The 13,357-nt window shown below is 38.6% G+C and carries 11 protein-coding genes; 4 read left to right on the top strand and 7 right to left on the bottom strand.

What is annotated here, in order from left to right; genetic code table 11:
- Positions 1-259: 259 nt before the first annotated feature.
- Positions 260-2,632, bottom strand: coding sequence for a phosphoketolase (locus AB3217_RS08875; protein ID WP_367366006.1), 2,373 nt, complete (start codon positions 2,630-2,632; stop codon positions 260-262).
- Between the two features lie 311 nt (positions 2,633-2,943).
- Positions 2,944-3,666 carry a GntR family transcriptional regulator gene (locus AB3217_RS08880; protein ID WP_057784701.1) on the bottom strand — a complete coding sequence of 241 codons (723 nt, stop codon included), beginning with the start codon at positions 3,664-3,666 and terminating at the stop codon, positions 2,944-2,946.
- Positions 3,667-3,770: 104 nt separating this feature from the next.
- Between AB3217_RS08880 and ybaK the strand changes: the two genes are divergently transcribed.
- Positions 3,771-4,274, top strand: a complete 504-nt coding sequence (ybaK, locus tag AB3217_RS08885) for a Cys-tRNA(Pro) deacylase (RefSeq protein WP_260274727.1) — start codon at positions 3,771-3,773, stop codon at positions 4,272-4,274.
- 23 nt (positions 4,275-4,297) lie between these two features.
- Here the strand turns inward: ybaK and AB3217_RS08890 are convergent, their stop codons facing one another.
- Complete coding sequence (locus AB3217_RS08890; protein ID WP_068806077.1) at positions 4,298-4,729, bottom strand: MarR family winged helix-turn-helix transcriptional regulator; 432 nt, start codon at positions 4,727-4,729, stop codon at positions 4,298-4,300.
- A gap of 99 nt (positions 4,730-4,828) precedes the next feature.
- On the opposite strand from AB3217_RS08890, the gene AB3217_RS08895 reads away from it, so the two are divergent.
- Positions 4,829-6,184 carry an FAD-dependent oxidoreductase gene (locus tag AB3217_RS08895; RefSeq protein ID WP_057784694.1) on the top strand — a complete coding sequence of 452 codons (1,356 nt, stop codon included), beginning with the start codon at positions 4,829-4,831 and terminating at the stop codon, positions 6,182-6,184.
- Between the two features lie 134 nt (positions 6,185-6,318).
- Here the strand turns inward: AB3217_RS08895 and asp1 are convergent, their stop codons facing one another.
- The 4 genes from asp1 to AB3217_RS08915 all read right to left on the bottom strand — a co-directional run bounded on the left by asp1 (position 6,319) and on the right by AB3217_RS08915 (position 12,155).
- A complete protein-coding gene (asp1, locus tag AB3217_RS08900) occupies positions 6,319-7,848 on the bottom strand; it encodes an accessory Sec system glycosyltransferase Asp1 (protein WP_367366007.1) in 1,530 nt (509 codons plus the stop codon).
- Entirely contained in the window at positions 7,849-9,414 is a 1,566-nt protein-coding gene (locus AB3217_RS08905; RefSeq protein ID WP_367366008.1) for a glycosyltransferase, read from the bottom strand.
- A 149-nt stretch (positions 9,415-9,563) separates the two neighbouring features.
- The gene (locus tag AB3217_RS08910; protein WP_367366009.1) at positions 9,564-10,964 is read right to left on the bottom strand and encodes an aldehyde dehydrogenase family protein; all 1,401 of its coding nucleotides are present in this window, start codon (positions 10,962-10,964) and stop codon (positions 9,564-9,566) included.
- A 660-nt stretch (positions 10,965-11,624) separates the two neighbouring features.
- Positions 11,625-12,155: a DUF1836 domain-containing protein gene (locus tag AB3217_RS08915; protein WP_057784703.1), complete on the bottom strand. Its 531-nt coding sequence runs from the start codon at positions 12,153-12,155 to the stop codon at positions 11,625-11,627.
- Between the two features lie 150 nt (positions 12,156-12,305).
- On the opposite strand from AB3217_RS08915, the gene AB3217_RS08920 reads away from it, so the two are divergent.
- Both AB3217_RS08920 and AB3217_RS08925 read left to right on the top strand, forming a co-directional pair.
- Entirely contained in the window at positions 12,306-12,641 is a 336-nt protein-coding gene (locus tag AB3217_RS08920; RefSeq protein WP_367366010.1) for a hypothetical protein, read from the top strand.
- A gap of 9 nt (positions 12,642-12,650) precedes the next feature.
- Complete coding sequence (locus tag AB3217_RS08925) at positions 12,651-13,220, top strand: DUF5067 domain-containing protein (RefSeq protein ID WP_367366011.1); 570 nt, start codon at positions 12,651-12,653, stop codon at positions 13,218-13,220.
- Positions 13,221-13,357: the final 137 nt, after the last annotated feature.

Genomic DNA, 13,357 nt, shown 5'->3' on the forward strand with positions numbered 1-13,357 from the left:
CCACCTGATCACCGTCCAACCATCGTTTTAATCTTGATTATTTAATTTTTTCTATTAACAATACGCCATGCTATCATTTCGGCGTTCAATATTTACGCCCATATTATAATAAATCCTTATCAAATATTCAACTAATACTTATAGTTGGTGCATATTATTCAAATCTTTATTATTTTTATCGCAAAAAAGCCTTGGTTAATTTATCACCAAGACTTTTGTTGCGCATAATTCAAGTTTTTGTCAAAACAATATCTAACTTTTAGTCTAAGGGTCTCCAAGTCCAATCCTTAACTTCAGGAAGATCATCACCATTATCACGAATATAATTATAATGTTCGACCAACTTGTTATCCATTTTCTGAATAAAGTCGGCTCCCTTTTCTGCATATTCAGGGACATCTGTAATGGCTTCCTTAGCTAAATCAAAGCGATCTAGTTGGTTAACCACCCGCATGTCAAATGGGGTTGTAATGTCACCATCTTCACGATAACCGTGCACATGAATGTTGTGATTATGGCGATCAAAGAAAATGGACTTGATCAAATCTTCGTAACCATGGAAAGCAAAAATTACAGGAGTATCTTTGGTAAAGTAGTGATCAAATTCTTCATCAGACAATCCACGTGAATTGACTTTCGGACTTTGTAACTTGAGTAAGTCGATCACATTAATAAATCGAATCTTCAAGTCTGGGAAATTGTCATGCAAAATGTTAATTGCTGCCAAGCTTTCCATATTTGGTTCCGTACCAGCAGCCGCAAAGATAATATCTGGCTTTGCGCCTTGATCAGTACTTGCCCAATCAATAATTCCTAAACCATTTTTAGCAAGTACTTCTGCTTCATCAATGGAATAAAACTGTGGTCGTGGTTGTTTAGATGTGACCAAAACATTGACCTTTTCTCGATCATTCATAATTAATGGGCTAACTGCCAATAACGAATTGGCATCAGCTGGTAGGTATTCACGAATGAATGCAGGTTTCTTTTCAGCCATGTGGGTCAAAATTCCTGGATCTTGATGGGTATAACCATTATGATCCTGTTGGAAACTCGTGGAAGTTGAAACAACATTCAAAGATGGATAATCTTTTCGCCATTTCAACTCACTAGCCTTACGTAACCACTTGAAATGCTGTGTTAACATGGAATCCACAACTCTTAAGAATGCCTCATAACTTGTAAAGATTCCGTGCCGTCCAGTCAACGTGTAGCCTTCGAGCCAACCTTCAGCTTGATGTTCAGAGAGTTGGGCATCCAAAATTCGACCAGCAGGAGCAAGATCTTCATCCCAATCCTTCTTAATTGGATCGATCCACTGACGATTTGTGGTTTCAAACAAGCCATAAAGGCGGTTTGACATCGTTTCATCTGGACCAAACATCCGAAAGTTTTCAGGATTTAACTTAATGACATCACGAAGATAATCTGACCAAACAATCATATCTTGTTTGACATTTTGACCCCGTTTAGTCGTGTCAACCGCATAATTACGATAATCTGGCAAACGTAAATCATGTGGCTTAACGCCACCATTCGTAATTGGATTGGCAGCCATTCGTTTATCACCCTTTGGTGCAATAGCGGCGATTTCTGGTTTGAGTTTGCCGTTCTCATCAAATAGTTCTTCAGGTTTATAAGATTTCAACCAATCTACCAGTGCATCGGAATGTTGCATGTCGGCTTGATCAACAGGAATTGGAATCTGGTGAGCACGGAACGTACCTTCAATAACCGCGCCATCCCAAGTCTTAGGACCAGTCCAGCCCTTTGGTGAACGGAAAATAATTACTGGCCAATTTGGCAGCGTTGGATCGTTATTTTCACGCGCATGTTTTTGAATAGCCAAAATTTGTTCTACAGCTGAGTCCATTGCCTTGGCCATTTCTAAATTCAATTTTTCGATTCCTTGATCTTTAACCTCAACGAAAATAGGATTCCAGTTTAGGCCTTCAAAGTACTGCTTAATTTTTTCATCAGACATCCGGCTAAACAACGTTGGGTTACTTAATTTATAGCCATTAATATCCAGAATCGGTAAAACAGCCCCATCATTAATGGGATTAATAAATTTGTTTGATTGCCATGAAGTTGCTAATGGGCCAGTTTCAGCCTCACCATCACCAACAACAACCGCCGCAATTTGGTCAGGATTATCTAAAATTGCTCCTGTTCCATGAGAAAGCGAATAGCCAAGCTCGCCACCTTCCTGAATAGAACCAGGAGTAACAGGAGCGGCATGAGAAGCCACACCACCTGGCCATGAAAACTGTTTAAACAGTTTCTTCATACCGGCTTCATCCTCTGTAATTTCAGGATAAACCTCAGTGTAACTACCATCTAAATAAGAGTTAGAAACCATTACTTGGCCACCATGACCTGGTCCCTCAACGTAAAACATGTTTAAGTTATATTTATTAATGACTCGGTTTAAATGGGCATAGAGATAATTTTGTCCAGAAATTGTGCCCCAATGTCCAATTGGATGAACTTTTACATCATCCTTTTTTAACGGACGTTTAAGTAAGGGATTGTCTTTTAAATAAAGTTGCCCCACTGACAGATAATTTGCTGCACGCCAAAATTTATCTAGATTTTCAAAATATGATTTTGATGAATAATCAACAGCCATTGTAGTGCTCCTTTCAAACGTTAACTTTTAAGTTTTGTTATCGAATACATCACTATAATAACCCGATTTATCGTGATGGTCAACTAATTTGAAAATTGATACGGTCCAATTTTAAAAATTATGCTTTGTATTTGTAAGCATCATTTTTAGATTAGAAAACAGGCTGACACGCTGTGGGTACATTTTTAAACCTTTCCGAATCTATATAAACTACCGCCTCATTTGAATTCTATTTTAACCGAAAAAAAGATTAATCACATCTATTGTGATTAATCAGCAAGTGTCAATTCTTCAATTTTTACATAACTTGTTTATTTCAGTTCCACTAACGCATTATATTTCATATATTTGTAGTGCAAACGCATATTTGATAGTTCAAACGGTGTTCCATCATCTAAGAAAAAGATGCCTGACATCACTCCCACTGGCTCATTAGAACTTAAATTCAGAAGTTCTTGGTCCTCTTTTGTAGACGGTTGCGCCTCAATCGACAAAAATGATTTTGTGACTGTCTGATTCTTTTTATCCTCTAAATAATTAAAAATGGAACCCGAGACAATTGTTCGTGATAACTCCGGTACAATCTTAATCGGAATATATCCTGTTTCAATCATCACTGGTTGGTCGTCCAAAAGCCGTAAACGGCGAATTCGGTACACAAAATCCTCTGAAGCTAAAAAGAGATCCGTTTGCATTTCTTTAGTAGCTGGAATGACGGAAAAGTCCAATACTTTTATGCCTGGCCTCTTGCCATTTGCACGCATACTGTCAGTCACACCCAAATTGGAACCCTCATAGTTAAACAAGGACCGATTTTTCAGATAAAGTGGATTCACAAATGTACCAGAACCACGTTTTTTAAACACGATCCCTTCATTTGCAAGAACGTTCAAAGCCCGTTTGATGGAGCTTCGACTCACGCCATACTGACTGGTAAGGGTTCGCTCATCTGGCAATTTCTTTGCCGGGAACTCGTTATCGAAGATTCGTTTTTCCAAATCTTTTAAAATTGTTTTGTACACCAAATCAGCCAACACGCGCCACCTCTTTAACTTATCGTTTATTTATACTTTAGATTATAGCATATCCACGTCTCTTACTGACTTATGCTAAAATGAAATCTAGGAAGGTGAACATCATTTCTAAAAAAAATAAGAAAAATAAAATTGATAAAACACTCGTTGAAAAAATTCTAGACAAAGCTAATATGAAGTATGAACAAATCATTTTTCCCACCAAGCAAGAAGGCGACGTTGAACAGCTTCAGGTTGACCATCTTAAAGAAGACGAACATCGCATTTATAAAACCCTTGCTTTAACTGGTAATAAGACTGGTCCGTTGGTTGGCGTTCTACCAATTGATGAACATCTTAGTTATAAAAAACTTGCAAAAGCATCTGGTAATAAAAAAGTTGGCATGATTCCGCTTAAAGAATTGGTCAAAACAACCGGATACGAACACGGTGCAAATACCCCGATCGGTATTTACGAAACCAAACATTTCCCAATCTATATTTCTGATATTGCCCAAAAACAGGGTGAAATTATTGTTTCTTCAGGAAAAATTGGTCGCTCGATCAAAATTGACGCAAACGATCTAAAAAAATTAGTCCACGCAACTTTTTCTGATTTAACAGAATAACAAAAACAGACCAAATGACTCGCTCATTTGATCTGTTTTTCAATTGTCTTCGTCCAGTCATTCAAAGAATTTACAACGACGTTTCGTTGTTCCGCGCTCCCAAACAACTGACAAGTAGCTTCGTCCATCTTTGCCAAACAGGCATGGGAAATTTTAACCATCGCTTTACCAGATTCCGTCAATGATAATGTGACTTTTCGCCAATCATATTGCTTTTTGATAACGCCTTTTTTCACTAAAGTGTCTACAAATCGCGACATTGTGGATGGCGAGTAACCCATCTGATCGGCCAGCTCGTGTAATAACACTGTTTTCTGCTCATCGATCGCCATTAATACGTAGCTATATGTGGGATTCATCCCCGTTGGTTCATAAATTTTTTTGGCAATTTTTTCGGTATCTCTTGCTAACCGATTTGAGACAAAGTACGTACAATTTTTTAAAACTGATGTCATTTTATTCCTCCTCAAACAGATCCGTTGACAAAAAGTATAACAGACATTTACTATGTATGTACAGTGATATGCATATACACATCAATAGGAGGATTTAAAATGATTACAGCAAAAAACGTTTTTATTGGGTTTGGTAAAGCAGCCAAAACACTTGCCGGAGCTCTAGCAGCCCACGGCGAATCCGTTATTATGATTGAAGTTTCAGATAAAATGTATGGTGGAACCTGCATTAACGTTGCTTGTATTCCCACTAAAACGTTATTGACAAGTTCCCAGAACAACCAATTAGGAAATGCGCAAAAAAACTATTTGAATGCCATTATTAACAAAAATGACGTTACCGGCACTTTGCGTGAAAGTAATCTTCATAAGATTTCTGACAAATCAACCGTGACTGTTTTAAATGGGCGTGCAGAATTTGAAAGTGCTACCCAACTTAAAGTCACTTACAAAAATGGCAAAACAGATGAAATCTCTGGCGAACGCATTTTTATCAATACAGGTAGCACCCCAATTTTACCGAATATTCCAGGGCTTCAAGAAAGCAAATTCGTCAAAACTAGTGAAAGTTTAATGGACCAGCGGCGTTTACCAACCCATCTCGCCATAATTGGTGGCGGTTATATTGGACTAGAATTCGCATCGATTTATGCCAACTTCGGATCTAAAGTCACAATTTTAGATGCCGGTGATAAGTTTATGCCCCGTGATGAACGGGAATTGGCCACAGAAGTTAAACAAAACTTGGCTAAAAAAGATGTTCAGTTTGAGTTCAATGCCAAAATTGACCAAATTGAAGATCATGCTGGTGGGGCTCGCATCAGTTTCACTCAAAATGGTCAAGCACGCCAGCTCTCAGTGGACACAATTTTAGTTGCAACTGGCCGTCGAGCAAACATTGATCACTTGGGACTAGACAGAGCTGGTGTCGAAACCAACCACCGTGGCGTTGTGGTAAATGAACACCTTCAAACCAATATCAAAAACATCTGGGCAATGGGTGATGTCCGCGGCGGTGCGCAGTTCACTTATATTTCACTAGATGATTATCGCATCGTGCTTGACCAATTAGTTGGCGAAGGCAAACGTACTTTAGCGGAACAAGAATTAGTTCCTCATGTTGTCTTTTTGGATACTCCAGTTGCGACAATTGGGTTGAACGAAGAACAAGCTAAGGCCCAAAATGTGTCCTATAAAGTCGGAAAAATTGCGGCAGCTTCTGTTCCCAAGACTCATGTTTTAGGAAACACAACCGGATATTTAAAGGTCCTAGTTTCGCCTGACTCTCACGAAATTTTAGGTGCAACATTATATTGTGAAGATTCACAAGAACTGATCAACACCATTTCATTAGCAATGCATCAACATATTCATTACGAAGTGCTACGAGATCAAATCTACTCTCATCCAACCATGACGGAAGCGTTTAACGATTTATTTAGTGCAATTAAGTAACTGATAATTCGAAAATTATCATAAAGTTTTCGTTTTATTCCGTAAAAAAAATTAGCATCATCTTCTTGAAACCAGGCCTATCTTGGCTTGGGATCTTCAAAAGGGTGATCCTAATCTTTTTTTAGAAAATTTACTTATTCTTGATTCTTTAAAACTGATTGCCAGCTCTTCATTGCGTTTTCTTCTGAATAACGGTCGCCAATTTCGTATGCTTTTTCACTGTATTTTTCTAAGACATCTGGATCACTTAACAAATCAATGATAGCTCGACTGAACAAGAACTCATCCACATCGTCTTCTTCAATCAACCGACCGTTTTCTTTATCTTTGATGATCTCACTTGGTCCATAATTACTGTTAATAGCTACCGCTGGAAGCCCATGTGACATGGCTTCAATCATCGCCAGTGGCATGGCATCTGACCCGCTTGCGCTGACAAAGAGTTCGGCTTGATTATAGACTGGGCTCAAATCATAAACAAACCCGCGGAAATTCACTTGTTTGTCTACTTTTAAATCTTGTGCCAACTTCTTCAAGCCATCCACATCTTGAGGACTGCCATAACCATAAAGGTCCAACGTCACGTTCGGAATTTTATTGCTTACAATCGCTAAACTCCGAATTAAACGGTCAATTCGTTTTTCTGAGGATAACCGGCCAACGTACAGTAAGCGATCAGCCACACGACTTCTGTGGGCCACATGTGCTTCATTACGTGTTGCATTTAAAACGGTTGTTCCCGGAATAACATAAATTGGGGTTTGTGTATGATTTAATTTTTGCGCCAAATCCTTTTTTTGTGCTTCCGTCATCACAATAATACCATCTAATTCGCCAATTCGAGCCCCAAACACTGGTTCATATGATGGATCAAATGCACTACGAACGGGTTCTTGTGGATTAACGGCGTGTACAATTGGCAATGATACGTATTTGTGTGCCAGTGTCACCATGTTCAACATCGGCAAATTGGTTTGTGCTGGGCGATCGGCAATAAAAGTTTGATGACTGCCACTTCTTCGATTTAATTCATCTAAGAAAAATGTAAATAGTTCATCGAGATTATCAAAATTATAATCTTCACCCTTATAATCAATCAACTTCAATAATGAATTTACAGGATTTCCATTGGCATCATTCATATAGTAGGACTCGTAAACCCGTTTGCCTTCTGGTGTAAACATAAATTCAGCAACAGCATTACCCGTTGGCCCAAAGTATTTGTCCATCGATTTGAATCCACGCCAATCATAAAACTCGGTTTTGGCAGTATGGCCATACGCATCATAATAATTGATGTGAGAAACTTGCCCAAAAGTACCACTGGCAAAGTAGATATCCCCGACGACTCGGTCGCCATCGTACATACGACTAAAATCAGCGCCCTGATCAATTTCGTAATCTTTGGGAAGATTCAAATCAACAGTTTTAAGTGTCTTTGGCTTTTCAATATGTTCCGCATTTTGGAAAAAGTCAAACATATTCACAACGTCAGCGTCTGCTAATCCTAGTGTATCCATGTTTCGATGCAACTCTTGATTATAATCTCGCGTCACAATCTTGGCATCCACATGATTATTATTGAAAAGGTGAATTCGGCTAATTTCAGTGTATTCAACGCCGGAATTTAAACCCATTAAATATTCATTTAAAAAGTAAATCATCTACTTCGCCTCCCCATTTTTTAAATCTTCGCTAAAGAAACGATCTGCATCAGTAATTAATTGTTGCCATGCTTTCCAGATCGCCTTTTCACTGAAACGTTCACGACTAACATAGGCATTATCACTATACTTTTGTAACGTATCCTGATTCTCCATAAGGGCAATCAATGCCTTCGCAAACGCCTTGTAGTCGCCATCTTTAACTAATTTTCCGCTAAAATCATCCTCAATAATATCAGAAGGCCCATACGGAATGTCATAGGCAACAACTGGTAATCCATGTGATTGAGCCTCCAAAACGGCAAGAGCAAAGCCTTCAACCCGACTGGTCAAAACCGAGACCTGAGCTTTATCCATGATTTCACCAATATTAGGTGTGTATCCTTTAAACTGAACCGCATCATCCAATTTCAGCTCTTTAACTTGTTGTTCCAGTGCTTTATCTGTTTTTCCGTCACCATAGCCCCAGAAATCAAGTGTCGTTTGTGGCAACTTCTTATGCACAATTGCAAACGCCTTGACCAAATGATCTAAACGCTTTTCTGGGAAAAGACGCGCAACAACAATAATTTTACCCAACGTCCGATCCGTAAAACGAACCTTATCTTTTTTCATCAGTTCGTTGGGCACAATCCCAACCGGAATCGTAAATATTGGTGTGCGTTTAGCATCAAAACGTAATTTGGCATCTGCAGTTTGACGATGGGTAGAATCCACCACCGCATTCCAATCGTAAAAATTATCCAGTGAGAACTCAAAATTATTGTTCAACACGGGGTCCATTGGGTTGTTCGGATCTGCAGTGTGCGCATTATGTAGAAATAAGACTTTATATGCCTTAGTCTTCATGTGTAACAACGCCCACTCAGTTTCAACTGCCCGGTCAGAAATAAAGATATTATGACCATCATCAACCTTATTGAGTTGATCAAAGAAGAACCGTTGTAGACCCTTTAACCCTGTAAATTCATAATCTTGGCCGTGAAAATCAACTACCCGTAGCAAGGAGTTTTGAACTTTCCCTTGCCCATCATTAAAGTAGAAAGATTCGTATACAAGTTTGCCTTCGGGAGAAAAAATCTGTTCACTGCTTACCCCACCTTGCGGGTTGTGAATTTCAGCGATTGACTTAAACCCACGGTGATCATATCTTTCCCGTCGTAAAAGGTTGCCGGCATAATCAAAGTAAGTGACCACTTGAACCTGTGCGTCATGATCACTCCATGGCTCAATCCGAACAGCGATTCTTCCTTTTAAATCCTTGGCCGTATATGTTGCCGCACCTTTATCTCCACGTAGCTTACAACCATGAGGTAATTTAACGTCTTTAGCTGTGAATTTGCGCGGCTTAAAATCCCCAGATCCCTGCAAAAATTCAAATAAATTAATATGATTTTTTTCAGAAATTCCGGCAACTTCTAAATTATGATGTAAATCCACTTCAAAATTTCGTGTAACAATTTTGTTTGCAACACCACTATCGTTAAACAAATTTACTCGTTTAATTTGAGCATGTTCGATACCAGATTTATTTAAAGGAATTGTCGTATTTAAAAAGTAATACATAAAATCCCACCTTTTTAATTTAATATTGAGTTTCTAATTCGATTATAACAGAAAGCGTTATCCATTTATCGCTGTTCAAAAAAATAGCGCCCGTTTTATACCGAAATTAGCTTTTCAGCAAAACAGACGTTATTTTTAAACAAACTTTTTTAGAAATCTAAACTTTCATGACGTAATTTTGGTAAACGTTTTGCAACTGTCTTAATATTCAATAGATCCCAGTCTTCCAAGTTATGAGAAATAGAGTTCTTGCCCCATGATCCACAGCCCAATGTTAAAGAAGGTGTGATGTTATTGTATTTGTAACCAATTGCACCTTGAGAAGTTGGTGTATTGATTAAAATTCGGCAGGCATCCATCTGTAAAGCAAACTTGGTAATTAGCTCGTCGTCTTCAGTATGCAAGCCAACAGTATGACCTAAGCCACCAAGATTTAGTCCCCGTTTCATTAAATGAATGGCATCATCTTGATTAGTTGCTTTAACCATTGTCAAAACAGGTGATAACTTTTCATGAGAAAGAATGTAATCACCACCAAGACTAGGCATTTCGGCGACAAGGAATTTGGCATCTTCTGGACAATCCTCAATGCCAGACCACTGAGCAATTGCATAGGCTGATTGACCAGCAACCTTCGGGTTAACAGATTCTTTTTCACGATTCATAACAGTTGACTCAAAGTTTTCCATATCAGCAGGCTTTACAAAATAAGCACCACGCTCTTTCAAACCTTTTTTGACATCATCATAAATGTCAGCGTCAACTACCATATTGGATTCAGATGCACAAATCATCCCGTTATCAAATGACTTAGACAAAACAATGTCATCCAGTGATTGTTTGAGGTTAGCAGATTTTTCTACGTATACTGGTACATTACCAGGACCAACACCTAAAGCCGGTTTACCTGTTGAATAAGCTGACTTAACCATCCCGGCACCACCAGTTGCGACAACCGTGGCGACCCCATCATGGTTCATTAAATCAGTGGTAGCAGCCATACTTGGTTTTGTAATCCACTGAACACAGTCTTCGGGAGCTCCAGCTTTTACAGCAGCTTCAGCAATGACTTTACCAGTTTCAACACATGTCTTTTGAGCAAATGGGTGAAAAGCAAATACGATTGGGTTTCGTGTTTTAATTGCCAACAAAGCATTGTGAAATACAGTTGAACTTGGATTTGTAACAGGTGTGGCACTCGCAATTACACCAACCGGCTCAGCAATTTTCATAAGACCAGTTTCTTTATCATCCGTAATGATACCAACCGTACGATCATTTTTAATTGAATTATAAATATCTTTAGTTGCGAATTGGTTCTTAATAACTTTATCCTCATAAACCCCACGACCAGTTTCATCAACCGCCATTTTTGCAAGCTTTTGACGAGCATGGTAGCCAGCTTCTGCCATTGCGTGCACAATCTTGTCAATTTGTTCTTGATTCATGACACTGAGACGATCTAAAGCAATATGAGCTTTCTTAACAAGTTCATTGACCATTACTTGTGGTTCATCAATTTCCTTCTTGTTATCCAAATCTTTAATCATATTATATTATTCTTCCTCTCAGAATGAGTATGTTATTCGCTTCACAATTATAATTGTATCTTTCTAATATTCTTTTGTAAATGCCAATTGTTTACATAATCTAAAATTGATAGAAATCATTGTTTCCTATGCTATCAAAGGATTTGGACTTTGTGAATAATTCATCTCTTCAAAATGACTGATATTAATATCGTTTGTGAAATTAAGCACAAAAAGTAATCGCTTACTTCACAAACTTTCTAAAAATTGGTAGAACTGTTACCTTTATGGGAGGTATTTAGTTATGAAATGGAGCGGTCCAATTGTGGGAATTAATTGTCTTTTTTAGGACAGTTTTTCAAGTCAGCAATTAGAAGATAAACAAGCTTCCAGTGGGATCGCGATCCCGCCTTCATCTCGCTTATCTTCTAATTGCTCCCGACTTGTGCCACTCACTTTTTTAGGACAGTTCCTCAAGTCAGCAACTAGAAGATAAACAAGCTTCCAGTGGGATCGCGATCCCGCCTCCATCTCGCTTATCTTCTAATTGCTCCCGACTTGTGCCACTCACTTTTTTAGGACAGCTCGGCAAAACAAGAGGGAGAATATAAGCATGCCTACTGCGGGGATTTCCCCCGCTTACGGCACATTTATATTCTCCCTCTTATCGTTTTGCCTCGCTCACTTTAATTTAGTCGGCTTATGCTCCACCGACTTTTGCAACAAGCGGATCAACTCACCCGTTTGCACCTGATCCACAATCATATTCGATGTCACCTGCATCAACTGTTCCGCCAAATTCTTCGCAACCGTCGTCGTATGCTCCATCCCGATTCGTGCAATCTTCTGATTCACAATATCAATAAACCGATCATATGCCTGCTTTGGATAATCCGTCGCCGTTATTCGGTCAATCCCCGATCTAATCACCACTATCGGAAACGACTGCTTCAACAACGTAATCAACAAAATATCCGCTACCTGCATCACCTGATATTTTTTCTTAGTCGGTGCTACCACCGCTTTTTGCTTCACATAATTATTAATCATCGTTGGCGTTACCGGATCCATTCCCAATGGTCCTGTATATCCCGTTAACAACGCCACTACCTGGTCCATATACAAATCAAAATTTGGTAACTCATCCCAATGTGGAAGTCTAACTTCTCTTACTGTTTTCAACCAATGATTATACGATTCTAATTCACTCATTTCATTCACCCCGTCCATAGATGTTAGCTTCATTATATCATGATCATCTAGTTTTTAGAACTAGATTGACCGTTCATATCCTATTTTCGTGACGAATCGGGTAAAAATGTGCTATTCTTAAAAAAATACTTATGAATTGAGGCACTTATTTTGTTTGAATTTACAAAAAAACGACGTGTAGCAGATGAAGTTAAAGAAATCATTCCCCAACCAGTAATCGATGGCATCTGGAAAACTCTGAAACAAATGAAAACTGATAAACTTGTAGTTTCTCCAGTTATTGCATTTGTGTTTAGCGATGACTATACCGAGGATACAATTTATGTGATGGGTCTCCAAAATTCCGGTGCTGTAGCCAAAGAATATGACATTGCCTACAGTGGCGAAAAGAAGTTTCTTGGCCAAGGTACCATCATTGTCGTCAAAGATAAGCCAAAGACGCTATCGATGAGCATCAGCGAACTAAACAAGCAATCAAAGGAGTAATCCAAGATCTTGAAAAATCTTAAAAAAATTACTTTAATTATTGCTTTAGGCCTTTTGAGCATCAGTTTAGTTGCCTGTGGTAACCAAACAAATTCAAGTTCTACCAAAGAAAAAGCAACTAGTTCAAAAAAAGCCCAATCTTCTTCAAAAAAGGTCATCAACAAAACAGCATCTTTAACTGGTCAAAAATTCCAGACGCCACAAGGTTTGTTTGTAATCACAGAAAATCATGTGACAGCTTCAGCCACCGCCGGGAAAAAAGTTTTGATTTTACGATATACTTTTACTAATTCTAGTAAATCTCAATTAGTTCCTTCAGATTATTGGTATAAATACCTCAAAGCCACCCAAACAGTCAATGGTAAGACCAAAAAGCTTGTCCAAGGCTCATTACCATTTTCAACCAGTACAACTAAGGATGACTCACTTGAAAATTCTTCAGTCAACGAAGTCAAGTCAGGTAAAACACTTAATGCAGAAGGCTCATGGGAACTCGCAAAAAACGGTGCCCCTGTAAAGATTAAATTTTATGATTCACATCATCAATTAGTTGCAACACGGCAATACGCTACAGAATAGTTTAGATTCTAAAATATCCGTTTAAATCATTTTTGGTTTAGACGGATATTTTTTTATTTCCGCTGAGCTCTAGGACGGCTCAGAGTAGCAAGTGCCCATAAATAAAAGCATGCCTACTGCGGGAATTCTCCCACTTA

The organism is Pediococcus parvulus (assembly GCF_964063155.1).
In the GTDB taxonomy this organism is placed as follows: domain Bacteria; phylum Bacillota; class Bacilli; order Lactobacillales; family Lactobacillaceae; genus Pediococcus; species Pediococcus parvulus.